The sequence below is a fragment of the Streptomyces sp. NPDC048197 genome, from assembly GCF_043202395.1.
Taxonomy (GTDB): domain Bacteria; phylum Actinomycetota; class Actinomycetes; order Streptomycetales; family Streptomycetaceae; genus Streptomyces; species Streptomyces siderophoricus.
Map to the genome: position 1 here is coordinate 1 of NZ_JBIDAJ010000006.1, position 24483 is coordinate 24483.

At 72.0% G+C, this 24483-nt stretch carries 22 protein-coding genes; 18 read left to right on the plus strand and 4 right to left on the minus strand.

All coding sequences use genetic code 11. The features are described from left to right. Positions 1-256 precede the first annotated feature (256 nt). The 12 genes from ACGF4C_RS10415 to ACGF4C_RS10470 all read left to right on the plus strand — a co-directional run bounded on the left by ACGF4C_RS10415 (position 257) and on the right by ACGF4C_RS10470 (position 13188). On the plus strand, positions 257-802 hold the full coding sequence (locus ACGF4C_RS10415) for a hypothetical protein (protein ID WP_030415312.1): 546 nt from the start codon (positions 257-259) through the stop codon (positions 800-802). A gap of 188 nt (positions 803-990) precedes the next feature. Further along, positions 991-1902, plus strand: a complete 912-nt coding sequence (gene pdxS / locus ACGF4C_RS10420) for a pyridoxal 5'-phosphate synthase lyase subunit PdxS (RefSeq protein WP_030415313.1) — start codon at positions 991-993, stop codon at positions 1900-1902. Positions 1903-1918: 16 nt separating this feature from the next. Then, the gene (gene pdxT, locus ACGF4C_RS10425) at positions 1919-2512 is read left to right on the plus strand and encodes a pyridoxal 5'-phosphate synthase glutaminase subunit PdxT (RefSeq protein WP_393565031.1); all 594 of its coding nucleotides are present in this window, start codon (positions 1919-1921) and stop codon (positions 2510-2512) included. A gap of 95 nt (positions 2513-2607) precedes the next feature. Further along, positions 2608-3360: a YebC/PmpR family DNA-binding transcriptional regulator gene (locus ACGF4C_RS10430; RefSeq protein ID WP_329393767.1), complete on the plus strand. Its 753-nt coding sequence runs from the start codon at positions 2608-2610 to the stop codon at positions 3358-3360. Positions 3361-3750: 390 nt separating this feature from the next. After that, positions 3751-4302 (plus strand): crossover junction endodeoxyribonuclease RuvC, encoded by a 552-nt coding sequence (ruvC, locus tag ACGF4C_RS10435; RefSeq protein WP_393565033.1) that lies wholly within the window; start codon positions 3751-3753, stop codon positions 4300-4302. After that, on the plus strand, positions 4299-4919 hold the full coding sequence (gene ruvA / locus ACGF4C_RS10440; protein WP_393565035.1) for a Holliday junction branch migration protein RuvA: 621 nt from the start codon (positions 4299-4301) through the stop codon (positions 4917-4919). The genes ruvC and ruvA overlap by 4 nt, the downstream gene beginning before the upstream one ends. Before the next feature lie 103 nt (positions 4920-5022). Beyond that, the gene (ruvB, locus tag ACGF4C_RS10445) at positions 5023-6111 is read left to right on the plus strand and encodes a Holliday junction branch migration DNA helicase RuvB (protein WP_393565037.1); all 1089 of its coding nucleotides are present in this window, start codon (positions 5023-5025) and stop codon (positions 6109-6111) included. Between the two features lie 131 nt (positions 6112-6242). Then, entirely contained in the window at positions 6243-6830 is a 588-nt protein-coding gene (gene yajC, locus ACGF4C_RS10450) for a preprotein translocase subunit YajC (RefSeq protein ID WP_393565039.1), read from the plus strand. A 149-nt stretch (positions 6831-6979) separates the two neighbouring features. Beyond that, positions 6980-8743, plus strand: a complete 1764-nt coding sequence (gene secD, locus ACGF4C_RS10455; protein WP_393565040.1) for a protein translocase subunit SecD — start codon at positions 6980-6982, stop codon at positions 8741-8743. A 1-nt stretch (position 8744) separates the two neighbouring features. Continuing rightward, positions 8745-9860, plus strand: a complete 1116-nt coding sequence (gene secF / locus ACGF4C_RS10460) for a protein translocase subunit SecF (protein WP_393565042.1) — start codon at positions 8745-8747, stop codon at positions 9858-9860. Further along, positions 9857-10405: an adenine phosphoribosyltransferase gene (locus ACGF4C_RS10465; RefSeq protein WP_393565044.1), complete on the plus strand. Its 549-nt coding sequence runs from the start codon at positions 9857-9859 to the stop codon at positions 10403-10405. Before secF ends, ACGF4C_RS10465 begins: the two co-directional genes overlap by 4 nt. 173 nt (positions 10406-10578) lie before the next feature. Next, entirely contained in the window at positions 10579-13188 is a 2610-nt protein-coding gene (locus ACGF4C_RS10470; protein ID WP_393565046.1) for a RelA/SpoT family protein, read from the plus strand. Positions 13189-13271: 83 nt separating this feature from the next. On the opposite strand, the gene ACGF4C_RS10475 is transcribed toward ACGF4C_RS10470, so the two are convergent. Beyond that, the gene (locus tag ACGF4C_RS10475; protein ID WP_393565049.1) at positions 13272-14507 is read right to left on the minus strand and encodes a DUF349 domain-containing protein; all 1236 of its coding nucleotides are present in this window, start codon (positions 14505-14507) and stop codon (positions 13272-13274) included. A 215-nt stretch (positions 14508-14722) separates the two neighbouring features. Further along, complete coding sequence (locus ACGF4C_RS10480; protein WP_393565050.1) at positions 14723-15550, minus strand: peptidylprolyl isomerase; 828 nt, start codon at positions 15548-15550, stop codon at positions 14723-14725. Positions 15551-15710: 160 nt separating this feature from the next. On the opposite strand from ACGF4C_RS10480, the gene ACGF4C_RS10485 reads away from it, so the two are divergent. From ACGF4C_RS10485 to ACGF4C_RS10500, 4 genes are all read left to right on the plus strand, one after another. Then, on the plus strand, positions 15711-16424 hold the full coding sequence (locus tag ACGF4C_RS10485) for an MBL fold metallo-hydrolase (protein WP_393565051.1): 714 nt from the start codon (positions 15711-15713) through the stop codon (positions 16422-16424). A gap of 12 nt (positions 16425-16436) precedes the next feature. Further along, positions 16437-17699, plus strand: coding sequence for a histidine--tRNA ligase (hisS, locus tag ACGF4C_RS10490; protein ID WP_393565053.1), 1263 nt, complete (start codon positions 16437-16439; stop codon positions 17697-17699). Between the two features lie 205 nt (positions 17700-17904). Further along, complete coding sequence (locus ACGF4C_RS10495) at positions 17905-18546, plus strand: vitamin K epoxide reductase family protein (RefSeq protein ID WP_393565055.1); 642 nt, start codon at positions 17905-17907, stop codon at positions 18544-18546. Between the two features lie 97 nt (positions 18547-18643). Next, positions 18644-20014: a replication-associated recombination protein A gene (locus tag ACGF4C_RS10500; RefSeq protein WP_393565057.1), complete on the plus strand. Its 1371-nt coding sequence runs from the start codon at positions 18644-18646 to the stop codon at positions 20012-20014. Positions 20015-20054: 40 nt separating this feature from the next. Here ACGF4C_RS10500 and ACGF4C_RS10505 read toward each other — a convergent pair whose 3' ends face one another. Beyond that, complete coding sequence (locus tag ACGF4C_RS10505; RefSeq protein ID WP_393565059.1) at positions 20055-20807, minus strand: DUF2470 domain-containing protein; 753 nt, start codon at positions 20805-20807, stop codon at positions 20055-20057. A gap of 185 nt (positions 20808-20992) precedes the next feature. On the opposite strand from ACGF4C_RS10505, the gene rpsD reads away from it, so the two are divergent. Next, complete coding sequence (rpsD, locus tag ACGF4C_RS10510; protein ID WP_030415331.1) at positions 20993-21604, plus strand: 30S ribosomal protein S4; 612 nt, start codon at positions 20993-20995, stop codon at positions 21602-21604. A gap of 27 nt (positions 21605-21631) precedes the next feature. Here rpsD and ACGF4C_RS10515 read toward each other — a convergent pair whose 3' ends face one another. Further along, complete coding sequence (locus ACGF4C_RS10515) at positions 21632-23863, minus strand: ATP-binding protein (protein ID WP_393565062.1); 2232 nt, start codon at positions 23861-23863, stop codon at positions 21632-21634. A 173-nt stretch (positions 23864-24036) separates the two neighbouring features. Here ACGF4C_RS10515 and ACGF4C_RS10520 point away from each other — a divergent pair, with 173 nt between their 5' ends. Beyond that, a complete protein-coding gene (locus ACGF4C_RS10520) occupies positions 24037-24483 on the plus strand; it encodes a DUF948 domain-containing protein (RefSeq protein ID WP_234442254.1) in 447 nt (148 codons plus the stop codon).

Genomic DNA, 24483 nt, shown 5'->3' on the forward strand with positions numbered 1-24483 from the left:
TTGGGACGTAAAGCGAAGCAGTCCCAAACACCGGCCCCGGAGGCCCGTCACCGCACCCACCACAAACCCAGCCCGCCGCAGGCGCAACGGCGAGAAGCAACAACGGTGGGACAGACAAGTACGTGCGGGGCGCCGCAAAGCGCAACGGCGACCAAGCCCCGCGGCGGGACGGCCAGGCACGTGGGAGGCGCCGCAAAGCGCAGCGGAACGGCGGGACGGCCAAGTACGTGGGAGGCAAGGTATAACGTGCCACCCCGTGAGCACGTTCATCTGGATCGCCGCCGCGATCATCCTCATCGGCATCTACCTCAGCTGGACGGCCGGCCGCCTCGACCGGCTGCATGCGCGCATCGATGCCGCCCGGGCGGCGCTCGATGCCCAGTTGCTGCGGCGGGCGTCCGTCGCGCAGGAGGTCGGGACGTCGGGGGTCCTCGACCCGGCCGCCTCGATCGTCCTGTACCAGGCCGCCCACGAGGCCCGGCAGGCCGAGGAGGACCACCGCGAGGTCGCGGAGAGCGAGCTGAGCCAGGCGCTGCGGGCCATCTTCGCCGAGGAGGCGCAGCTGGAGGCCGTACGGGAGGCACCAGGCGGCGAGCAGACGATCACCGAGCTCACCGCCGCGGTGCGCCGCGTCCCGATGGCCCGGCGGTTCCACAACGACGCCGTACGGGCCGCCCGCGCGGTCCGCCGCCACCGGGTGGTGCGATACTTCCGGCTCGCCGGCCACGCCCCGTTCCCGCTGGCCTTCGAGATGGACGACGAGCCGCCGGCCGTTCTCGATGACCGCTCGGCGGGCGGCTGACCGGGGAGCGGCAGGGCCCCGGGAAGCGCGTACGACGGACCGGAGGCCGCCCGGGGGAGCGGGTACCGGGCCGCGGGGCGGATGGCCCCAACGAGCCACCGGCCTTGAATTGGCCCTTTTCTTCCGCCGCTCACAAACGGTTGTGTGGTCGGCACGCACAACCACCCGCACTGAGTGAGGTCAAAACCGTGTCCAGCACGCCCACCACGTCCCAGAACCCCGAGACCGGAACCGCGCGCGTCAAGCGCGGAATGGCCGAGCAGCTCAAGGGCGGCGTGATCATGGACGTCGTCACGCCGGAAGAGGCCAAGATCGCCGAGGACGCCGGCGCCGTCGCCGTCATGGCCCTGGAGCGGGTCCCCGCCGACATCCGCAAGGACGGCGGCGTGGCCCGGATGTCCGACCCCGACATGATCGACGGCATCATCAACGCCGTCTCGATCCCGGTCATGGCCAAGTCCCGCATCGGCCACTTCGTCGAGGCCCAGGTCCTGCAGTCGCTCGGCGTCGACTACATCGACGAGTCCGAGGTCCTCACCCCGGCCGACGAGGTCAACCACTCCGACAAGTGGGCCTTCACCACTCCCTTCGTGTGCGGTGCCACCAACCTCGGCGAGGCCCTGCGCCGGATCGCCGAGGGCGCCGCGATGATCCGCTCCAAGGGCGAGGCCGGCACCGGCAACGTCGTCGAGGCGGTCCGTCACCTGCGCCAGATCAAGGGCGAGATCGCCAAGCTGCGCGGCTGTGACAACAACGAGCTGTACGCCGCCGCCAAGGAGCTGCGCGCCCCGTTCGAGCTGGTCAAGGAGGTCGCCGAGCTCGGCAAGCTGCCGGTCGTGCTGTTCTCCGCCGGTGGCGTCGCCACCCCCGCCGACGCCGCGCTGATGCGCCAGCTCGGCGCCGAGGGCGTCTTCGTCGGCTCCGGCATCTTCAAGTCCGGCGACCCCGCCAAGCGCGCCGCCGCGATCGTGAAGGCCACCACCTTCTACGACGACCCGAAGGTCATCGCGGACGTCTCCCGCAACCTGGGCGAGGCCATGGTCGGCATCAACTGCGACACCCTCCCCGAGGCCGAGCGCTACGCCAACCGCGGCTGGTAAGGACGTACGAACGCAGATGAGCACCCCCACCATCGGTGTGCTGGCCCTCCAGGGCGACGTCCGCGAGCACCTCACCGCGCTCGCCGAGGCGGACGCCCTGGCCCGGCCGGTACGCCGCCCCGAGGAACTGGACGAGGTCGACGGCCTGGTCATCCCGGGCGGCGAATCCACCACGATGTCCAAACTGGCGATCGTCTTCGGCATGCTGGAGCCGCTGCGCGCCTTCGTCCGCGCGGGCAAGCCGGTCTACGGCACCTGCGCCGGCATGATCATGGTCGCGGACAAGCTGCTGGACGCCCGCGAGGACCAGGAGACGTTCGGCGGCGTCGACATGATCGTGCGCCGTAACGCGTTCGGGCGGCAGAACGAGTCGTTCGAGGCGGCCATCGACGTGGCCGGCATCCCCGGCGGGCCGGTCGAGGGCGTCTTCATCCGGGCGCCCTGGGTCGAGTCGGTCGGCGGGGACGTCGAGGTCCTGGCCACGTACGACGGGCACACCGTCGCCGTGCGGCAGGGTAACGTCCTTGCCACGTCCTTCCACCCGGAACTCACCGGGGACCACCGTGTCCACGCCCTGTTCGTGGACATGGTGCGGGCCGCGGCCGGCTGAGTCTGCGGCGATCAGGTGAGTAACACCGTGTGACGCGGCCCCGGTAGGATCGACGGCGTTCGTTTCAGGATTGGTTACGCGAAGGAGACAGGCGGATGTCCGGCCACTCTAAATGGGCTACGACGAAGCACAAGAAGGCCGTGATCGATGCCAAGCGCGGCAAGCTCTTCGCGAAGCTGATCAAGAACATCGAGGTCGCGGCCCGTACGGGCGGCGCCGACCCGGACGGCAACCCGACCCTCTTCGACGCCATCCAGAAGGCCAAGAAGTCGTCGGTGCCGAACAAGAACATCGACTCCGCGGTCAAGCGCGGTGCCGGTCTCGAGGCGGGCGGCGCCGACTACGAGACGATCATGTACGAGGGTTACGGCCCCAACGGTGTCGCGGTGCTCATCGAGTGCCTCACCGACAACCGCAACCGTGCCGCCTCGGACGTCCGCGTCGCCATGACCCGCAACGGCGGTTCGATGGCCGACCCGGGCTCCGTCTCGTACCTCTTCAACCGCAAGGGCGTGGTGATCGTCCCCAAGGGCGAGCTGACCGAGGACGACGTCCTGGGCGCCGTGCTCGACGCGGGTGCCGAGGAGGTCAACGACCTCGGTGAGTCCTTCGAGGTGCTCAGCGAGGCCACCGACCTGGTCGCGGTCCGCACCGCCCTGCAGGAAGCCGGGATCGACTACGACTCGGCGGACGCCAACTTCGTCCCGACCATGCAGGTCGAGCTGGAGGAAGAGGGCGCACGCAAGATCTTCAAGCTGATCGACGCGCTGGAGGACAGCGACGACGTGCAGAACGTCTTCGCCAACTTCGACGTCTCGGACGACGTCATGGCCAAGGTCGACGCCTGAGCCGCACGATGGTCGACGCCTGAGCCGCACGATGGTCGATGCCTGAACCGGACGACGGTCGGTGCCTGAGCCGGAACCAGGACGGACCTCGCGCGGGCGTAACAGCCGCGCTTCGACGGGCCGACGGGGAGCACACCCCGTCGGCCCGTCGCGTTGTCGGCGGGCGGCCTTGCCGGCGGGTGGCGTGGTCGGTGGGGGGCGTTGTCAGTGCCACCCGATACTGTGCTGAGCAGGGGATCTCCGCGCCCCCCATGGGGGAGGTGCGGGGTGAAACGGTCCGTCAGGTCGGTAGGTCGACGGCCCGTGGTTCCACGGCCGGTTCGGCAGGTCCCCGGGCGGCAGCACGAGGGTGCGGCGGTCGTGGCGCGGTGCGTGAAGAGGGGAGGCGTCGTGAAGGTGCTCGGGGTGGACCCGGGGCTGACCCGGTGCGGGGTCGGCGTGGTGGAAGGCGTGGCCGGGCGCCCGTTGACGATGGCCGGGGTCGGTGTCGTCCGCACCCCGGCCGACGCCGACATCGCCCACCGTCTCGTCCTCATCGAGCGCGGCCTGGAGGAGTGGCTGGACCGCCACCGCCCCGAATTCGTCGCGGTGGAGCGGGTGTTCAGCCAGCACAACGTCCGTACGGTCATGGGCACCGCCCAGGCCAGCGCGGTGGCCATGCTCTGCGCCGCCCGTCGCGGACTGCCGGTCGCACTGCACACCCCCAGCGAGGTCAAGGCCGCCGTCACCGGCTCGGGACGGGCCGACAAGGCCCAGGTCGGCGCGATGGTGACCCGGCTGCTGCGGCTCTCCGCCCCGCCCAAACCGGCCGACGCCGCGGACGCCCTCGCCCTCGCCATCTGCCACATATGGCGCGCCCCCGCGGTCAACCGCCTCCAGGCGGCGCACGCCGCCGCCCGCCGCACCCCCGCTCCCGTACGTACGCCGAAGGGCACCCGATGATCGCCTTTGTCTCCGGCCCGGTCGCGGCCCTCGCCCCCGATGCCGCCGTCGTCGAGGTCGGCGGGATCGGCATGGCCGTCCAGTGCCCGCCGAACACCCTCTCCGGCCTGCGCGTCGGCGAGCCGGCCCGGCTCGCCACCTCCCTCGTCGTCCGCGAGGACTCGCTCACCCTCTACGGCTTCGCCGACGACGACGAGCGGCAGACCTTCGAGCTGCTGCAGACCGCCAGCGGCGTCGGCCCCCGGCTGGCCCAGGCCATGCTCGCCGTGCACTCCCCGGACGCCCTGCGGCTGGCGGTCGCCACCGGCGACGAGAAGGCCCTCACCGCCGTGCCGGGCATCGGCAAGAAGGGTGCGCAGAAGCTGCTGCTGGAGCTGAAGGACCGGCTCGGCGAGCCGGTGGGCAGCCGTCGTCCGGCGGCGGCCGCCGCGGGCCCGGCCGGCTGGCGCGACCAGCTGCAGGCCGCCCTGATCGGCCTCGGCTACGCCACCCGGGAGGCGGACGAGGCGGTCGCCGCGGTCGCCCCGCAGGCCGAGGCCGCCGTCGCCGAGGGCGGCGCCCCGCAGGTGCCGCAGCTGCTCAGGGCCGCCCTGCAGACCCTCAACCGCGCTCGATGACCGCCGCCGCGGGCCCCGCTCCGCGCCGTGCGCGGCGCCCCGGCCCGCGACCGTACGACCCGACCGGCGGCCCGGCCGCCCCGACCCCGCGAGGCATTCCGCAGTGAACTGGGACGACACCGCACCGTCCACCGACGACGCCGCCCCGGCCGGTCCCGACCGGCTGGTCGGCGCCGACGCGGACGGTGAGGACACCGCCGTCGAGGCCGCGCTGCGGCCCAAGGACCTCCAGGAGTTCGTCGGCCAGGAGCGGGTGCGCGAACAGCTCGACCTGGTCCTGCGCGCCGCCCGCGCCCGCGGCGCCACCGCCGACCACGTCCTGCTCTCCGGCGCGCCCGGCCTCGGCAAGACGACCCTGTCGATGATCATCGCCGCCGAGATGGGCGCCCCGATCCGGATCACCTCCGGCCCGGCCATCCAGCACGCCGGCGACCTCGCCGCGATCCTCTCCTCCCTCCAGGAGGGCGAGGTCCTCTTCCTCGACGAGATCCACCGGATGTCCCGGCCCGCCGAGGAGATGCTCTACATGGCGATGGAGGACTTCCGCGTCGACGTGATCGTGGGGAAGGGCCCGGGCGCCACCGCCATCCCGCTCGAACTTCCGCCGTTCACGCTGGTCGGCGCCACGACCCGGGCCGGTCTGCTGCCGCCGCCGCTGCGCGACCGCTTCGGCTTCACCGCCCACATGGAGTTCTACGCCCCCGAGGAGCTCCAGCGGGTCATCCACCGCTCGGCCGGCCTGCTGGACGTCGCCCTGGAGGCGGACGGCGCCGCCGAGATCGCCGGCCGCTCCCGCGGCACACCCCGGATCGCCAACCGCCTGCTGCGCCGGGTCCGCGACTACGCCCAGGTCAAGGCCGACGGCGTGATCACCCGCGAGATCGCCTCGCAGGCCCTGGCGGTCTACGAGGTCGACGCGCGCGGCCTGGACCGCCTCGACCGCGCGGTGCTCACCGCCCTGCTCAAGCTGTTCGGCGGCGGCCCGGTGGGCCTGTCCACCCTGGCGGTGGCGGTGGGGGAGGAGCGCGAGACCGTCGAGGAGGTCGCTGAGCCGTTCCTCGTACGGGAGGGCCTGCTCGCCCGGACCCCGCGTGGACGCGTCGCCACCCCTGCGGCCTGGGCGCATCTGGGGATGGTTCCGCCGCAGCACCAAGCGGGCGGAAACGGACAGCAGGGCCTGTTCGGGGCGTGACGGCGCGGGGACTCGCCCGGGCAGGAACTGCGGTGCGATGCTGGGCGTTGTTCCACTGGTGGGGACTCGCTTAGACTCCGCCGATGCCGTCCGTAGGGGCCGGCATACCACCCCCGTATATGAGGCCGCGGATGCGCGGTCGTGCGAAGGATCTTCGTCCCGTGCCCAACATCGTCTCTCTCCTCCCCTTCATCGTCCTCATCGGGGCCATGTTCCTGATGACGCGGTCCGCCAAGAAGAAGCAGCAGGCGGCCGCGCAGATGCGCAACCAGATGCAGCCGGGCGCCGGCGTGCGCACGATCGGCGGCATGTACGCCACCGTCAAGGAGGTCCACGAGGACACCGTCCTCCTGGAGGTCGCCCCCGGCGTGCACGCCATCTACGCCAAGAACGCCATCGGCGCAGTGCTCGCGGACGAGGAGTACAACCGCATCCTGGACGGTGCCGACCCGATCCACGCCGAGGAGACCGTCGTCCCCGACGACGCCTCGTCGCTGACCGGCGGCACCGCCGGCGAAGCCACCGAAACGGGTGACAAGGCCGACAAGATCGACCTGGGCAAGGCCGCGACGCCGGCCGACGCCGAGCCCGCCGCCGAGCAGACCGCGGCCGACGAGGCCGTGGCCGGCAAGGAAACCAAGGACGCCGGGGACGGCGCCAAGGCCGACGCGGACGCCGCCGAGAAGGACAAGAAGACCGGCGGCGACGACGCGAAGTAGTCCCTCCCACGGAACCGCGGAGCACGCGTCGAGGCGTGCACCGCGGTTCCGGGACGGTCTAGGCTCCGGCGGGGGCAGGTCCCCACAACACTTCGTGGCCGCTCGGCCGGTACCCCAGGCCGAGGGGTTGGACAGGGAGAATCGAGAAGGTGGCAGCACCGAAAAAGGGCCGCAGGGCGCCCGCGGGCCAGGGGCATCCGGTCCGCACCCTGCTCCTGGTCCTGATCGCGATGGCGGGGCTGATCGGAGGCATGTTCTACTCCGGCACCAAGGCGCCCCGGCTGGGCATCGACCTGGCCGGCGGCACGAGCTTCACGCTCCAGGCCGAGAACATGCCGGGCAGGCCCAACGCGATCAACGAGACCAACATGAAGACCGCCGCCGACATCATGGACCGGCGGGTCAACGGTCTGGGCGTCTCCGAGACCGAGGTCCAGACGCAGGGCACCAACCACATCATCGTGAACATCCCCCGGGGGACGAACGCGAAGCAGGCCCGCCAGCAGGTCGGCACCACCGCCCAGCTCGGCTTCCGCCCGGTGCTGACCACCACCGTGGGCACGAAGACCCTCGAGCCGAAGCCCAGCCCGTCGCAGAGCGGCAAGAACGCCAAGGGCAAGGGCGGCCAGCAGGCCGGCGGCACCCAGCAGCACGCCTCCTCCTCGCCGAAGCCCGACGCGAAGCCCTCGACGCAGGGCCGCGCCGTCACGGACTCCCTGAAGAAGGCGCCGTCCGCCAAGCCCACCCCCTCGGGTTCGGCCAAGCCCTCCACGCCTCCGACGCCCCCGGCGCCCGGTGGCGACCAGATCCCGCCGGCCCTCCAGAAGCAGCTGAACGCACTCGACTGCTCGACGAAGCAGGGCCGCGCCGCCGCCGGTGAGCAGGCCGCCGCGGCCAAGCCCTCCGACCCGGTCGTGGCCTGCAACACCGAGGGCACGCAGAAGTACGTGCTCGGCCCGGTGGCCGTCCAGGGCACCGACGTCAAGGGCGCCAAGGCCGTCTTCGACAGCCAGCAGGGCCAGGGCTGGATCGTCCAGATGGACTTCACCTCCGACGGCGGCAAGAAGTTCGCGGACATCACCGGCAAGCTCGCCACCAAGGCGCAGCCGCAGAACCAGTTCGCGATCGTCCTGGACGGCGCGGTGGTCTCCGACCCGCGGGTCAGCGAGCGGCTCAACGGCGGCAACGCCACCATCTCCGGCGGCTTCACCCAGCAGTCCGCGCAGGACCTGGGCAACATGCTCTCCTACGGTGCCCTGCCGCTCTCCTTCAAGATCGTCGACGAGACCACGGTCACCGCGGCGCTCGGTGGTGAGCAGCTGCACGCCGGTCTGATCGCCGGCGCGATCGGCCTGGGGCTGGTCGTGATCTACCTCGTCGCCTATTACCGGGGCCTGGCGCTGGTCGCGCTGGCGAGCCTCTGCGTCTCGGCGATCCTGACGTACGCGATCATGACGCTGCTCGGGCCGGCCATCCAGTTCGCGCTGAACCTCCCGGCGGTCTGTGGCGCCATCGTCGCCATCGGTATCACCGCCGACTCGTTCATCGTCTACTTCGAACGCATCCGGGACGAGATCCGCGAGGGCCGCACCCTGCGTCCGGCCGTCGAGCGCGGCTGGCCGCGGGCCCGCCGGACGATCCTGGTCTCCGACTTCGTGTCGTTCCTGGCCGCCGCGGTGCTGTTCGCGGTCACCGTCGGCAAGGTCCAGGGCTTCGCGTTCACGCTCGGCCTGACCACCGTGCTCGACGTCGTCGTGGTCTTCCTCTTCACCAAGCCGCTGATGACGCTGCTGGCCCGCCGGAAGTTCTTCGCCGACGGGCACTCCTGGTCCGGCCTCGACCCCAAGCGCCTGGGCGCCAAGCCGCCGCTGCGCCGTCGTCGCACCGCCCCCACCCAGACGAAGGAGGCGTGAGATGTCCAAGCTCGGAAGCATCGGCGCCCGGCTCTACCGCGGTGAGGTCGGTTACGACTTCATCGGCAAGCGGAAGATCTGGTACGGCATCTCGATCCTCATCACCATCACGGCCATCGTCGGCCTGGCGGTGCGCGGTCTGAACATGGGCATCGAGTTCTCCGGCGGCGCGGTCTTCTCGACCCCGCCGACCTCGGTGTCGACCGCGGAGGCGCAGGACCGGGCCGAGTCCGCGTCCGGCGGCCACCAGGCCGTGGTGCAGAAGCTCGGCGACGGTGCGCTGCGGATCCAGATCGGCGGTCTGGACACCAAGCAGGCGGTGCCGGTCCAGGAGCAGCTCGCCAAGGACCTGAAGGTCCCGGCCAACGACGTCAACACCCAGCTGGTCGGCCCGAGTTGGGGCGAGGAGATCGCCAACAAGGCCTGGCTGGGCCTGGGCATCTTCATGGTCCTGGTGGTGCTCTACCTGGCCATCGCCTTCGAGTGGCGGATGGCGCTGGCCGCCCTGATCGCGCTGATCCACGACCTCACGATCACCGTCGGCGTCTACGCCCTGGTCGGCTTCGAGGTCACCCCGGGCACCGTCATCGGTCTGCTGACCATCCTCGGCTACTCGCTGTACGACACGGTCGTCGTCTTCGACAGCCTCAAGGAAGCCTCCAAGGACCTCACCAAGCAGACCCGCTTCACCTACAGCGAGATCGCCAACCGCTCGATCAACGGCACGCTGGTGCGATCCATCAACACCACCGTCGTGGCGCTGCTCCCGGTCGCCGGTCTGTTGTTCGTCGGCGGCGGTCTGCTGGGCGCGGGCATGCTCAACGACATCTCGCTGGCCCTGTTCGTCGGTCTCGCCGCCGGTGCGTACTCCTCGATCTTCATCGCGACCCCGCTGGTCACCGACCTCAAGAACGGCGAGCCGGAGATCAAGGCGCTGGCCAAGCGGGTCAAGGCCAAGCGTGCCGCGGCCGCCGCCAAGGCCGCGAGCCAGGAGGACGGCCGGGAGGCGTCCGACGACGCGGCGGACGGTGCGGACGGCCCCGCGGTCGTCGGCCCCCGCCACCAGCCCGCCGCCCGCAACCGCGGACGCGGCCGCCCGTCGGGCAAGCGCCGATGAGCGCCCCCGCAGCGCTGCGGGAGCTGCTGCTCAGCAAGATCGCGGACGTGCCGGACTATCCCCAGCCGGGCGTGATGTTCAAGGACATCACCCCGCTGCTGGCCGATCCGGCGGCGTTCGGTGCGCTCACCGACGCCCTCGCCGGGCTGTGCGAGCAGCACGGCGCCGACAAGGTCGTGGGCCTGGAGGCGCGCGGGTTCATACTCGCCGCCCCCGTCGCGGTCCGGGCCGGCCTCGGCTTCGTACCCGTCCGCAAGGCCGGCAAGCTGCCCGGCACGACGCTCGGGCAGTCCTACGAGCTGGAGTACGGCTCCGCCGAGATCGAGATGCACGCCGATGCGCTGACGCCGGGGGAGCGGGTGCTGGTGATCGACGACGTGCTGGCCACCGGCGGCACCGCCGACGCCTCGCTCCAGCTGATCCGCCGGGCCGGCGCCGAGGTCGCCGGCGTCGCGGTGCTGATGGAGCTCGGCTTCCTCGCCGGCCGCCGGCGCCTGGAGCCGGGCCTGAAGGGCGCCCCGCTGGAGGCGCTGATCACGGTCTGACCAGGGCCACCCCACCCGCTGGACAAGCAGGGGCATCCGGAACAATCCGGGTGCCCCTGCTGCTGTGTCATGTACCTACCCATGGCCGCGCGGCGGTTGCGGCCCCGGGCTAGATACCATGGCACCCCGGCCTGTTCGAGGGCCTGGGGTCCGGAACCGCTTGAGGAGTGCTCTTGCCAGACGAGGCCCAGCCGCTCTCCCCCGGACTGCGTCCGGCGGGATCCCATGCCGCGCGCCCGGACGAGCCGAAGCCCGCGACCGGGGCTTCCCCGGACGCGTCCCGGCCCGAGCGGCACGGCGCGACCCCCGAGGGCACCGGCAGGTCCGGGACGGCGGCCCCCGCCGACCGGCCCGGCCCCGCGCCCAAGCCGGGGCCCGCCGCCGCCTCGCCCCACCCCGCGGCCGCACCGGCCCGCGCCCCCAAGCCCCCGGCCAAGGCCGACCAGCCCGCCGCCGCCAAGCCGCTGCCGGCCGCCCCGGCGGGCCGCTCCGGCTCCCCGAACCGCGTACGGGCCCGCCTGGCCCGCCTCGGCGTGCAGCGCTCCAGCCCGTACAACCCGGTGCTCGAACCGCTGCTGCGGGCCGTGCGCGGCAACGACCCCAAGATCGAGACCGCGACGCTGCGCCAGGTCGAGCGGGCCTACCAGGTCGCCGAGCGCTGGCACCGCGGCCAGAAGCGCAAGAGCGGCGACCCGTACATCACCCACCCGCTCGCCGTCACCACCATCCTCGCCGAGCTCGGCATGGACCCGGCGACGCTGATGGCCGGTCTGCTGCACGACACCGTCGAGGACACCGAGTACGGCCTGGAGCAGCTGCGGAGCGACTTCGGCGACCAGGTCGCGCTGCTGGTCGACGGCGTCACCAAGCTCGACCGGGTCAAGTTCGGCGAGGCCGCGCAGGCCGAGACGGTCCGCAAGATGGTCGTCGCCATGGCCAAGGACCCGCGCGTCCTGGTCATCAAGCTCGCCGACCGGCTGCACAACATGCGCACCATGCGCTACCTCAAGCGGGAGAAGCAGGAGAAGAAGGCCCGCGAGACGCTGGAGATCTACGCTCCGCTCGCCCACCGCCTGGGCATGAACACCATCAAGTGGGAGCTGGAGGACCTCGCCTTCGCGATCCTCTACCCCAAGATGTACGACGAGATCGTGCGGCTGGTCGCCGAGCGGGCGCCCAAGCGGGACGAGTACCTCGCGATAGTGACCGACGAGGTCCAGGCCGATCTGCGCGCCGCCCGCATCAAGGCCACCGTCACCGGCCGCCCCAAGCACTACTACAGCGTCTACCAGAAGATGATCGTGCGCGGCCGCGACTTCGCCGAGATCTACGACCTGGTGGGCATCCGCGTCCTCGTCGACACCGTCCGCGACTGCTACGCCGCCCTCGGCACCATCCACGCGCGGTGGAACCCGGTCCCCGGCCGGTTCAAGGACTACATCGCGATGCCGAAGTTCAACATGTACCAGTCGCTGCACACGACCGTGATCGGCCCCAGCGGCAAGCCTGTTGAGCTGCAGATCCGCACGTTCGACATGCACCGCCGCGCCGAGTACGGCATCGCCGCCCACTGGAAGTACAAGCAGGAGGCGGTGGCCGGCGCCTCCAAGGTCCGCACGGACGTGCCGAAGAACGCCGGCAAGGGCCAGGAAACCGTCAACGACATGGCCTGGCTGCGGCAGCTGCTCGACTGGCAGAAGGAGACCGAGGACCCGGGCGAGTTCCTGGAGTCGCTGCGCTTCGACCTGTCCCGCAACGAGGTCTTCGTCTTCACCCCCAAGGGCGACGTGATAGCGCTGCCGGCCGGTGCCACGCCCGTCGACTTCGCGTACGCGGTGCACACCGAGGTCGGCCACCGCACGATAGGCGCCCGGGTCAACGGCCGGCTGGTCCCGCTCGAATCGACCCTGGACAACGGCGACCTGGTGGAGGTCTTCACCTCCAAGGCGGCCGGCGCCGGCCCGTCCCGCGACTGGCTGGGCTTCGTCAAGTCCCCGCGCGCCCGCAACAAGATCCGCGGCTGGTTCTCCAAGGAGCGCCGCGACGAGGCCATCGAGCAGGGCAAGGACGCCATCGCGCGCGCGATGCGCAAACAGAACCTGCCGATCCAGCGGATCCTGACCGGCGATTCCCTGGTGACCCTCGCGCACGAGATGCGCTACCCCGACATCTCCTCGCTCTACGCCGCGATCGGCGAGGGCCACGTCGCCGCGCAGGGCGTCGTCCAGAAGCTGGTGCAGGCGCTCGGTGGGCAGGACGAGGCCACCGAGGACATCGCCGAGTCCACCCCGATCCGGCCGCGGTCCAAGCGCCGCTCCAGCGCCGACCCGGGCGTGGTCGTGAAGGGCGTCGACGACGTGTGGGTCAAGCTGGCCCGCTGCTGCACACCGGTGCCGGGCGACCCCATCATCGGCTTCGTCACCCGTGGCAGCGGCGTCTCGGTGCACCGCGCCGACTGCCTCAACGTCGACTCGCTCTCCCGGCAGCCGGAACGGATCCTGGACGTCGAATGGGCACCCACCCAGTCCTCGGTCTTCCTGGTCGCCATCCAGGTCGAGGCGCTGGACCGCTCCCGGCTGCTGTCGGACGTCACGCGGGTCCTGTCCGACCAGCACGTCAACATCCTCTCGGCGGCCGTCCAGACCTCCCGCGACCGGGTCGCCACCTCCCGCTTCACCTTCGAGATGGGCGACCCCAAGCACCTCGGGCACGTCCTGAAGGCCGTACGGGGCGTGGAGGGCGTGTACGACGTCTACCGCGTGACCTCGGCGCGCCGGCCGTAACGCCGCGCACACCGAAAAGGGCAACAGAAGGCAACAGAAAGGGCCCCGGTACCTCGGTACCGGGGCCCTCCTCGTACGCCCAACTACTGCTGGCCGCCGAACTCCTCCAGGCCCTTGAGCGCCTGGTCCAGCAGCGCCTTGCGGCCCTCCAGCTCGCGGCCGAGCTTGTCGGCCTTGGCGTCGTTGCCGGCCGCCCGGGCCGCGTCGATCTGCTTCTGCAGCTTGTCGACGGCGTCCTGGAGCTGGCCGGTCAGCCCCGCGGCGCGCGCCCGCGCCTCAGGGTTCGTCCGCCGCCACTCGGCCTCCTCGGCCTCCTGGATGGCGCGCTCGACGGCGTGCATCCGGCCCTCGATCTTGGGGCGGGCGTCCCGCGGGACGTGGCCGATGGCCTCCCACCGCTCGTTGATCGACCGGAACGCGGACCGCGCGGCCTTCAGGTCCGAGACCGGGAGCAGCTTCTCGGCCTCGACGGCCAGCTCCTCCTTGCGGGTCAGGTTCTCCCGCTGCTCGGCGTCGCGCTCCGCGAAGACCTCACCGCGGGCCTGGAAGAAGACGTCCTGGGCGCCGCGGAAGCGGTTCCACAGGTCGTCCTCGTGCTCGCGCTGGGCCCGGCCGGCGGCCTTCCACTCCTGCATCAGCTCGCGGTAGCGGGCGGCCGTCGTCCCCCAGTCCGTCGAGTTGGACAGCGACTCGGCCTCGGCGACCAGCTTCTCCTTGGCCTTGCGGGACTCCTCGCGCTGCGCGTCCAGCGACGCGAAGTGCGCCTTGCGCCGCTTGGAGAACGCCGAGCGGGCGTGCGAGAAGCGGTGCCACAGCTCGTCGTCCGCCTTGCGGTCCAGCCGCGGCAGGCCCTTCCAGATGTCGACCAGCGCCCGCAGCCGCTCGCCGGCCGCCCGCCACTGCTCACTGGCCGCCAGCTCCTCGGCCTCGGCGACCAGCTTCTCCTTGGCCTGCCGGGCCTCGTCGCTCTGCCGCGCCTTGGCCGCCTTGCGCTCCTCGCGACGGGATTCGACGACCTCCACCAGCTTGTCCAGCCGCTTCCGGAGCGCGTCCAGATCGCCCACCGCGTGGTGCTCGTCGACCTGCTGGCGCAGATGGTCGATCGCGGTCGTCGCGTCCTTGGCCGACAGGTCGGTGGTCCGCACCCGGCGTTCGAGGAGGTCGATCTCGACGACCAGGCCGTCATACTTGCGCTCGAAGTAGGCAAGGGCCTCCTCGGGGCTGCCCGCCTGCCACGATCCGACGACCTGCTCGCCGTCGGCGGTACGCACGTACACGGTCCCCGTCTCATCGACGCGGCCCCACGGGTCGCTGCTCACAGCGCCTCCTCCACATGATGCCGACGAAGGGCGTACGGCCCCCCGGCATCGTCCACAGTTTCTGTCCGGCAGGGCCGCGCCCTGACCGTCCGACGGGTGGTTTTGCGGGTGAGGGTGGAAGCCGTCGGACCAGGCACCCTACCCACCCGCCAATCTAGGCGACGGGCGGTCGGCTGTCCGCATCCAGCACGACCGAAATTCCGCCCGGCGGCCGGTCAGGACTTCGTGACGGTCGCCCGGTCGATCACGACGGTGGCGTGCGGGGCGGTGTTGCCGGTCTGCGGATCGGGTTCCGTCGCCCCGGCGGCGGCGATCTTGCGCAGCACGTCCATACCGCCGGTGATGGTGCCGAACGGGGTGTAGTTGGCGGGCAGCTTGCTGTCCTGGTAGACGAGGAAGAACTGGCTGCCGCCGGAGTTGCGGGTCTTGGGGTTCCTGCCGTCGTAGCTGTTGGCCATCGCGACCGTGCCCGCCGGATAGACGCCGCCCTTGAGCCGCGGGTCCTTGAGGTTCTCGTCCGGGATCGTGTAGCCGGGGGAGCCGCTGCCGGTGGCCGTCGGGTCGCCGCACTGCAGGACGTGGATGCCCTGGTCCACCAGGCGGTGGCAGCGGCTGTGGTCGAAGAAGCCCTGACGGGCCAGGAACGCGAAGGAGTTGACGGTGTGCGGCGCCTTGCCGGCGTCCAGCTTCAGGCCGATCGTGCCGCAGGTCGTCGCCAGCTTCACGGCGTAGGAGGCCGAGGTGTCGATCGACATCTTCGGCTCCTTCTTCCAGGTCTGCTGCGACGGCTTGCCCTTCGCGGGCGTGCGGCAGGGGTCGTCCGGCCGGTGGCTGCCCGCGGCCGCGTCGGAGGTCCGGTCGTCGCCGCCGATCAGCGCGGTGGAGGCGTAGACGGCCCCGCCGGCGGCCAGGGCGACGGCCACCGCGCCGGCGATGACGGCGTTGCGGCGCCTGGCCCTGTGCTGGGCGGCGGTCCGCCGCTGCTGCTGGCGCGCGTACTTCTCCCGGGCGAGCTGCCGCCGCCGCTGATCCTTGCTGACCACCGACTCGTCTCCTTGTCCGATCACCGATCGCTGAGGTGCGCCGTCGCCGTACCGTATACGGGTTCGCCCTGCCGGGAGTCCCGCCGGTAGGCTCTGGAGCTGCCGAGATGTCCGGGAGCGGCCCCGCGGCCGCCCGCCACACCGATCCTTAAGGACGAACGTGCTGATTGCCGGGTTCCCCGCCGGGGCCTGGGGCACCAACTGCTACTTGGTCGCCCCCGCCGCAGGCGAGGAGTGCGTCATCATCGACCCGGGCCACCAGGCCGCCCAGGGAGTCGAGGACGCGGTCAGGAAGCATCGGCTCAAGCCCGTCGCGGTCGTCCTCACCCACGGCCACATCGACCACGTCGCGTCGGTCGTCCCCGTGTGCGGCGCGCACGACGTCCCGGCCTGGATCCACCCCGAGGACCGCTACATGATGACCGAGCCGGAGAAGGCCCTGGGCCTCTCCGTCGGCCAGCAGCTCATGGGCGACCTCACCGTGGGGGAGCCCGACGACGTCAAGGAGCTGAGCGACGGTGCCGTCCTTGGACTCGCCGGCATGGAGTTCTCGGTCGCGCACGCACCGGGCCATACCAAGGGGTCGGTGACGTTCAGGATGCCCGAGCAGGCGGATGTCCCGCCGGTCTTCTTCTCGGGTGACCTGCTGTTCGCCGGCTCCATCGGACGCACCGACCTGCCGGGCGGCGACCACGCCGAGATCCTGAAGTCGCTGGCACGCGTGTGCCTGCCGCTGGACGACTCGACCGTCGTACTGTCCGGCCACGGCCCCCAGACCACCATCGGCCGCGAGCGCGCCACCAACCCCTTCCTGCGCGAGGTGGCCGCCGGCCTCGGAGACGGCGTCCGCGCCGCTCCACGACGAGGAATGTGACGAGAGCTTTCCGTGAGCACCTTCAAGGCCCCCAAGGGCACCTACGACCTGATCCCGCCGCAGTCCGCCACCTATCTCGCGGTGCGCGAGGCGATCGCCGCGCCGCTGAAGAACTCCGGCTACGGCTACATGGAGACGCCCGGTTTCGAGAACGTCGAGCTGTTCGCGCGCGGCGTCGGTGAGTCCACCGACATCGTGACCAAGGAGATGTACGCCTTCGAGACCAAGGGCGGCGACCGGATCGCGCTGCGCCCCGAGGGCACCGCCTCCGTGCTGCGCGCCGCACTGGAGGCCAACCTCCACAAGGCCGGCAACCTCCCGGTCAAGCTCTGGTACTCCGGCTCGTACTACCGCTACGAGCGTCCGCAGAAGGGCCGTTACCGCCACTTCTCCCAGGTCGGTGCCGAGGCGATCGGTGCCGAGGACCCGGCGCTGGACGCCGAGCTGATCATCCTGGCCGACCAGGCGTACCGCTCGCTGGGCCTGCGCAACTTCCGCATCCTGCTCAACTCGCTGGGCGACCAGGAGTGCCGCCCCGTCTACCGCGCCGCGCTGCAGGACTTCCTGCGCGGCCTGGAGCTGGACGAGGACACCCGGCGCCGGGTCGACATCAACCCGCTGCGGGTCCTGGACGACAAGCGGGACGCGGTCCAGAAGCAGCTGACCGGTGCGCCGATGCTGCGCGACTACCTCTGCGAGGCGTGCAAGGCGTACCACGAGCAGGTGCGCGAGCTGCTGACCGCGGCGGGCGTGGCCTTCGAGGACGACGAGAAGCTGGTGCGCGGCCTGGACTACTACACCCGCACCACCTTCGAGTTCGTCCACGACGGCCTCGGTTCGCAGTCCGCGGTCGGCGGCGGCGGCCGCTACGACGGCCTGTCGGAGATGATCGGCGGCCCGGCGCTGCCGTCCGTCGGCTGGGCGCTGGGCGTGGACCGCACGGTGCTGGCCCTGGAGGCGGAGGGCGTCACGCTCGACATCCCGGCGGCCACCGCCGTCTACGCCGTCCCGCTCGGCGACGAGGCCCGCCGGGTGCTGTTCGGCACGGTCACCGAGCTGCGCCGGGCCGGTATCGCCACCGACTTCGCCTACGGCGGCAAGGGCCTGAAGAACGCCATGAAGTCCGCCAACCGCTCCGGTGCGCGGCTGGCGCTGGTCGCCGGCGAGCGCGATCTGGCCGAGGGCGTGGTGCAGCTGAAGGACCTGGAGAGCGGCGAGCAGACGCCGGTCGCGGTGGCCGCCGTGACCGAGGAGGTCCGGCGCCGGCTGGGCTGAGGCGCGGCCGGACGACGACATGGCGAGGGGCCCGGGCGGCGTGACCGTCCGGGCCCCTCGCGTCAACGCCCCGCACCGGGGTTCATCCGCTTTATGCGCAGCGAACGGCCCGTTGTGGTGGGGTTGGGGCACAATGAGGGACGCGGCCGCGGGCCCGCCTGCCGCAGCACCAGCCCCCTTCCCAAGGCATCGACGGAACGGCGATATGACGACGACAGCGGTTGATGACGTGTCCATCGACGACGACCACGCCAGTGGCGCGCGCACCCTGGGCGCGGGCCGCGGCCTCGGGCTGCTGCTGGTGATCACCGGCGCGCTGGGCCTGCTGGCCGCCTGGGTCATCACCCTGGACAAGTTCGAGCTGCTGAAGGACCCGCACTTCAAGCCGGCCTGCAGCCTCAACCCGATCATCTCCTGCGGCAGCGTCATGCAGAGCAAGCAGGCGGCGGTCTTCGGGTTCCCCAACCCGATGGCCGGGCTCGTCGGCTTCGGCGTGGTCGTGGCGATCGGCATGGCCGTCCTGGCCGGTGCCCGCTTCCGCCGCTGGTACTGGATCGGCCTGAACATCGGCACCGGGCTCGCCGCGGTCTTCTGCATGTGGCTGATGAGCCAGTCGCTGTACAGCATCAACGCGCTGTGCCTGTGGTGCACGCTGACCTGGTGCGTGACGATCCTGATGTTCTGGTACACCACCGCGCACAACATCAAGCACGGCGTCATCCCGGCCCCCGCGGGCGTGCGGAACGCGGTCGTGGAGTTCCACTGGGTCGTGCCGGTCCTCTGGTACGGCGTGATCGCGCTGCTGATCCTGACCCGCTGGTGGTCGTACTGGAGCAGCCTGCTCTAGGGAACTGCCCTCCCGTCCGTCGGGAGGCCGCCTGCGCCCCGGTCCGTCCCCGACGGTCGCCGGGGCGTTGTCAGTGGGGTGGCATAGGCTCGTGAGCGTGGAGCCCGACCTGTTCACCGCCGCCGCCGAAGACCGCCAGGAGAGGGACCCCGCGGGGTCTCCGCTCGCCGTGCGGATGCGTCCGCGCACCCTCGACGAAGTCGTGGGCCAGCAGCATCTGCTGAAGCCCGGCTCACCGCTGCGCCGGCTGGTGGGAGAGGGCAGCGGGGGGCCGGCCGGGCCGTCGTCGGTGTTCCTGTGGGGCCCGCCCGGCACCGGCAAGACGACCTTGGCGTACGTCGTCAGCCAGGCGACGAACAAGCGCTTCGTGGAGCTCTCCGCGATCACCGCCGGCGTCAAGGAGGTCCGCGCGGTCATCGACGGCGCCCGCCGCGCCTCCGGGGGGTACGGCAAGGAGACGGTGCTCTTCCTCGACGAGATCCACCGCTTCAGCAAGGCCCAGCAGGACTCCTTGCTGCCCGCGGTGGAGAACCGCTGGGTCACCCTGATCGCCGCGACGACCGAGAATCCGTACTTCTCGGTGATCTCCCCGCTGCTCTCCCGTTCGCTGCTACTGACCCTCGAACCGCTCACGGACGACGATCTGCGCGCACTGCTGCGGCGAGCGCTGACCGATGCCCGCGGGCTGGCCGGGGCCGTCACGCTGCCCGAGGACACCGAGGGGCACCTGCTGCGCATCGCGGGCGGCGACGCCCGGCGCGCGCTGACCGCCCTGGAGGCGGGCGCCGGGGCCGCGCTGGCCAAGGGCGAGAAGGAGATCGCCCTGACGACGCTGGAGGAGTCCGTCGACCGCGCGGCGGTGAAGTACGACCGCTCCGGCGATCAGCACTACGACGTCGCCAGCGCCCTGATCAAGTCGATCCGCGGTTCGGACGTCGATGCCGCGCTGCACTACCTCGCGCGGATGATCGAGGCGGGGGAGGACCCGCGGTTCATCGCCCGGCGGCTGATGATCTCGGCGAGCGAGGACATCGGCCTGGCCGATCCGACGGCGCTGCAGACCGCGGTCGCCGCCGCCCAGGCCGTGGCGCTGATCGGTTTCCCGGAGGCCCGGATCACGCTGAGCCAGGCCACCATCGCCCTCGCCCTGGCGCCGAAGTCGAACGCCGCCTATCTGGCCATCGACGCCGCGCTGGCGGACGTCCGGGCCGGCAAGGCCGGCGCGGTGCCGCTCCATCTGCGCGACAGCCACTACAAGGGCGCCCAGAAGCTCGGCCACGGCCACGGCTACCAGTACCCGCACGACCTGCCCGGCGGTATCGCGGCCCAGCAGTACGCCCCCGACGAGGTGCACGGCAAGCGCTACTACGAGCCCACCCGCCATGGCGCCGAGGCCCGTTACGCCGACGTGGCGGACCGGGTCCGGGCCCGTCTGCGCGGCGCCGCCGGGGAGCCGGCCGCCGAGTAGCCGGCGGGCGGCGCCGGCCCAACCGGCCGGCGGGCGCGGCCTATTGGTCCGCCGCGTCGAAGAGCGTGTGCATCGCCCGCCGCAGCTCGGCCACGTCCCGTACCGGCTCGGGGAAGTCGAAGCGGGCGTCGAAGGAGCGCTGCGCGGGGCCGGTGAAGCGGACCCGCAGCCCGAAGCGGTCCAGGGCCACCGGTACGGCCTTCTCGCGCGCCCCGCAGACCCGGCCGCGCTCGCCCAGCAGCGTGCACAGCCCGCGGATCTGCTCGCCGTGCGCCGCGGCCAGGTGCTGCAGCAGTTCGGCCTCGTGGGCGACGAGCGGATCGGGCGCGGCGGCCGCGAAGTCGTCCGGCTCGACCGGCCCGGCGCCCCAGAGGTCGTCCACCGCCCCCTCGCCGACCTCCAGGCGCAGCATCATCCAGGCGGTCCGCCCGTGGAGCCCGGGCGCCGGCTCCGGGTGCAGCGCCTCGCCGAGCCCGAGGAGTTCGCCGACCGGGTGCCGCTCGGCGAGCAGCAGCGCGGCCTCGGCGCGATGGCCGTTGCGTACGGGGGTCAGCCAGCCGGCCAGCCAGGCCCGGGCGCGGATGCGGTGGGGCACCGAGACCGGTGCCACATCCGTGATCTCCATCACGGCGGTCAGGTCGTCGTCCTGGGCGTGGGCGGCCGCCCGGGCCGCCGCACAGTCGCCGGGAACCAGCAACAGCACGTCTCCGTCGGGCGTCACGGTCCGGCAGACCGGAGCGGTGAGCCCGGTCTCGTCCGGATCCTCGACTCCGGGGACGCTCAGCGACGCCATACCATGGGATTCGACGAGAGTGCGTACGCGTTCGGCGGCGGTCGGCTGCCGGGCGTCTTCCTTGGGACGCGGCTGACCCGTCCCGGTGCTCTGACCAGCACCGGGCAGGGGGATCCCAGGTCGAAACATGCGTTCTCCTCGCGCTAAGGTAAGCCTCACCTAACTTACATGGAGGAACGTTCCACGTGAACCAGTCGCGTCCCAAGGTCAAGAAGTCGCGCGCGCTCGGCATCGCGCTGACTCCGAAGGCCGTCAAGTACTTCGAGGCCCGCCCCTACCCGCCCGGCGAGCACGGCCGCGGCCGCAAGCAGAACAGTGACTACAAGGTCCGTCTGCTGGAGAAGCAGCGTCTGCGCGCGCAGTACGACATCAGCGAGCGCCAGATGGCGCGCGCCTACGACCGCGCCCGCAAGGCCGAGGGCAAGACGGGCGAGGCCCTGGTGGTCGAGCTGGAGCGCCGTCTGGACGCGCTCGTCCTGCGTTCGGGCATCGCCCGCACCATCTACCAGGCCCGCCAGATGGTCGTCCACGGCCACATCGCGGTCAACGACCGCAAGGTCGACAAGCCGTCCTTCCGCGTCCGCCCCGGCGACGTCGTGATGGTCCGCGAGCGCAGCCGCGAGAAGCACCCCTTCCAGGTCGCGCGCGAGGGCGGCTACGCCCCCGACGGCGAGACCCCGCGCTACCTGGAGGTCAACCTCCAGGCGCTGGCGTTCCGCCTCGACCGGGACCCCAACCGCAAGGAGATCCCGGTGATCTGCGACGAGCAGCTCGTCGTCGAGTACTACGCCCGCTGATACGGCACCGCGCGGCGCAGCACCACCTCAGCCCGCCGTCTCCCCTCCGCTGGCGGAGGGGGAGGCGGCGGGCTCGTGCGTGGCCGGCGGCACGATCCGCACCGCCCGGCGCGGCCCCGGCAGCGGGCCGGCCGGCCGCAGGACCCGGGCCACCGCCGCGTCCAGGTCGAGCCGGCCGCCCTCCCGCAGACAGCGCTCGTAGTCCCCGTCCCCCAGCTCCCGCCGGGCCCGGTCCTCGCACAGCGCGTGCGGCCGGCTGAAGTAGCGCGAGCCGAACAGCGGCAGCCCCACCGACGGCCAGATCCGCCCCGCCGCGCCCTGCAGCACCGCCGCCTCCGCCGCATCGCCCTCGCCCACCGTCACCAGCGCCAGCAACTCGATCGCCAGCACCGCGCCCAGCAGGTCGTGGAAGGTGTGGTCGATGGCCAGGCACTCCTCCAGCAGCGCCCGGGCCCGCCCGCCCTCGCCGCGCGACCACGCCGCGAAGGCCAGCACGAACAGCGCGTACGCCAGCGTCCAGCGCTCCCCGTGGTCCTCGCACACCTGCCGGACGTCCTCGCACAGCCGCACCGCGTCCGCCAGCTCGCCCTGGAAGGCCACCGCCATCGCCAGCTCGACCTGCCCCATCAGCACATTGCTGTTGAGCTCGCCGATCTCCCGGTAGCGCGCCAGCGCACCGCGCAGCAGCTCCTCGGCCCGCGGCATGTCGTCGCAGACCAGCGCCAGACAGCCGGTGCGGTGCAGCGCATAGGCGGCCGCGGTGGCGTTCCCGGTCCGCTCGGCCTCCTCGCTGCACTCCTGCAGCGCCCCCAGCGCACCGACGGTGTCCCCCTGGAGCACCGCCACGTAACCGGCCACCCACAGCGCCTTCAGCCGGGCGTCGTCATGGCCGCCGTCCAGCTCCAGCGCCCGGTCCAGCCAGTGCCGGCCCTCCGACAGCCGCCCGCAGCCGACCCAGTAGAACCACAGCGTGCCCGCCAGGTACTGGCCCAGATGCGTCTCGGTGGTGCTCTGCAGGCTCTCCTCCAGTGCCACCCGCAGATTGGGCAGCTCGGCCTCGATCCGGGCTGCGATCTCCGCCTGACGCGAGCTGAACCAGTCCAGCTCGCACCACGTCGCCAGCCCCAGGTACCAGTCCCGGTGCCGCCGCCGCAGCCGCTCGGCGTCCTGCGTCGCCGCCAGCCAGCCCGCGCCGTAGGCCCGTACGGTGTCCAGCATCCGGTAGCGCACCCCGGCCGCGGTCTCCTCGCGGACCAGCACCGACTGGGCGACCAACTCCTCGACCGTGTCCAGGAGTTCGTCGGCCGGCAGCTCCGGTCCCGAGCAGACGTACTCCGCCGCCTCCAGGTCGAACTGCCCGGCGAACACCGACAGCCGCGCCCACAGCAGCCGCTCCCCGGGCGTGCACAGCTCATGGCTCCAGCCGATCGCGCAGCGCAGCGTCCGGTGGCGGGGCAGCGCGCCCCTCGCCCGGCCGGCCAGCAGCCGGAACCGGTCGTCGAGCCGGAGCAGCACCTGGTCCACCGACAGCGCCCGCAGCCGCCCGGCGGCCAGCTCCAGCGCGAGCGGGATGCCGTCCAGGCGGTCGCAGAGCTCAGCGACGGCGGACTCGTTGGCCGGCCCGACGGCGAAACCCGGGACGACGGCCGCGGCCCGGTCGGCGAACAGCGCCACGGCGTCGGCCCCGGGCATCGGCGCCAGCGGCATCAGCTGCTCGCCCGGGATCCCCAGCGGCCGCCGGCCGGCCGCCAGCACCCGCAGCCCCGGCGCGCGGCGCAGCAGTTCGGCGGTCAGACCGGCGCAGGCGTCGACCAGGTGCTCATAGCCGTCCAGGACGAGCAGCAGCTCACGGCCGGCGAGGTGGTCGCAGAGCGTGGCGCGCACCGGGCGGCCGCTGTGGTCGGCGGCCGCCAGGGCCTCGGCGACCGCGTGGTCCAGGAGGTGCGGCTCGCTCAGCGAGGCCAGTTCGACCAGCCACACCCCGTCGCAGAAGCGATCCTGCAAGATCGCCGCGCCATGGCGGACCAGCCGTGACTTGCCGACCCCGCCGAGCCCGGTGACGGTCACCAGCCGGGCCGACCCCACCTGCCGGGCCAGCTCGGCCAGCTCGTCGTCGCGGCCGATGAACCGGTTCAGTTCCGCGGGGAGATTGCCCGGCGCACTTGGTGGCCCGCCCGGCCCGCCCGGCGGTCTCCCGGGCCCTTCCGGACGGTCGGGGGAGGGACCCGAAGCGGGCCCGGAGCCCGTGAAGCGTCGCATGGCACACGGAGCGTACTCGGCGGGATGCGGACCGTACAATCACCTCTCCCGGTTCCCCGGGCGCCCCCGTTCCGGCGCGGAGAACTGGGTACGGACGGACAGTCACGGCGCGATAAGGTCAAGGTTGCCGTTCGAGCAGGACGAGACCAGACCAGTCGGAGAGTGGTGCCAACGTGTCCGGTGGAGAGGTGGCCGGGATTCTCGTGGCCGTCTTCTGGGCGATCCTCGTGTCGTTCCTCGCCCTCGTGCTGGTGAGGCTCGCACAGACGCTGAAGGCGACGACGAAGATGGTGGCCGAGGTGTCCGAGCAGGCCGTTCCGCTGCTCGCCGACGCCTCCGCGACCGTCCGCTCCGCGCACACCCAGCTGGCGCGCGTCGACGCGATCGCCGCCGACGTCCAGGAGGTCACCGCCAACGCCTCCGCGCTCTCCTCGACCGTCTCCTCCGCCTTCGGCGGGCCGCTGGTCAAGGTGGCCGCCTTCGGCTACGGCGTACGCCGCGCGATCGGCAAGAAGGGCGCGGCAGCCCCCGCTGAACGCGCACCGCGCACCGTCGTCGTCGGCCGTACCCTGCCCGGCGCCCGCCGCGGCGGGCGCCGCAACCGCCGCTCCAAGGACTGA

Excerpts from the sequence above, each read along its gene's own strand:
- ACGF4C_RS10465 (WP_393565044.1), top strand. The coding sequence starts at position 9,857 with ATGAGCGCCCCCGCAGCGCTGCGGGAGCTGCTGCTCAGCAAGATCGCG.
- pdxT (WP_393565031.1), top strand. The coding sequence starts at position 1,919 with ATGAGCACCCCCACCATCGGTGTGCTGGCCCTCCAGGGCGACGTCCGC.
- secF (WP_393565042.1), top strand. The coding sequence starts at position 8,745 with ATGTCCAAGCTCGGAAGCATCGGCGCCCGGCTCTACCGCGGTGAGGTC.
- ruvA (WP_393565035.1), top strand. The coding sequence starts at position 4,299 with ATGATCGCCTTTGTCTCCGGCCCGGTCGCGGCCCTCGCCCCCGATGCC.
- ACGF4C_RS10515 (WP_393565062.1), bottom strand. The coding sequence starts at position 23,863 with ATGCGACGCTTCACGGGCTCCGGGCCCGCTTCGGGTCCCTCCCCCGAC.
- ACGF4C_RS10430 (WP_329393767.1), top strand. The coding sequence starts at position 2,608 with ATGTCCGGCCACTCTAAATGGGCTACGACGAAGCACAAGAAGGCCGTG.
- ACGF4C_RS10495 (WP_393565055.1), top strand. The coding sequence starts at position 17,905 with ATGACGACGACAGCGGTTGATGACGTGTCCATCGACGACGACCACGCC.
- ACGF4C_RS10505 (WP_393565059.1), bottom strand. The coding sequence starts at position 20,807 with ATGGCGTCGCTGAGCGTCCCCGGAGTCGAGGATCCGGACGAGACCGGG.
- yajC (WP_393565039.1), top strand. The coding sequence starts at position 6,243 with ATGCGCGGTCGTGCGAAGGATCTTCGTCCCGTGCCCAACATCGTCTCT.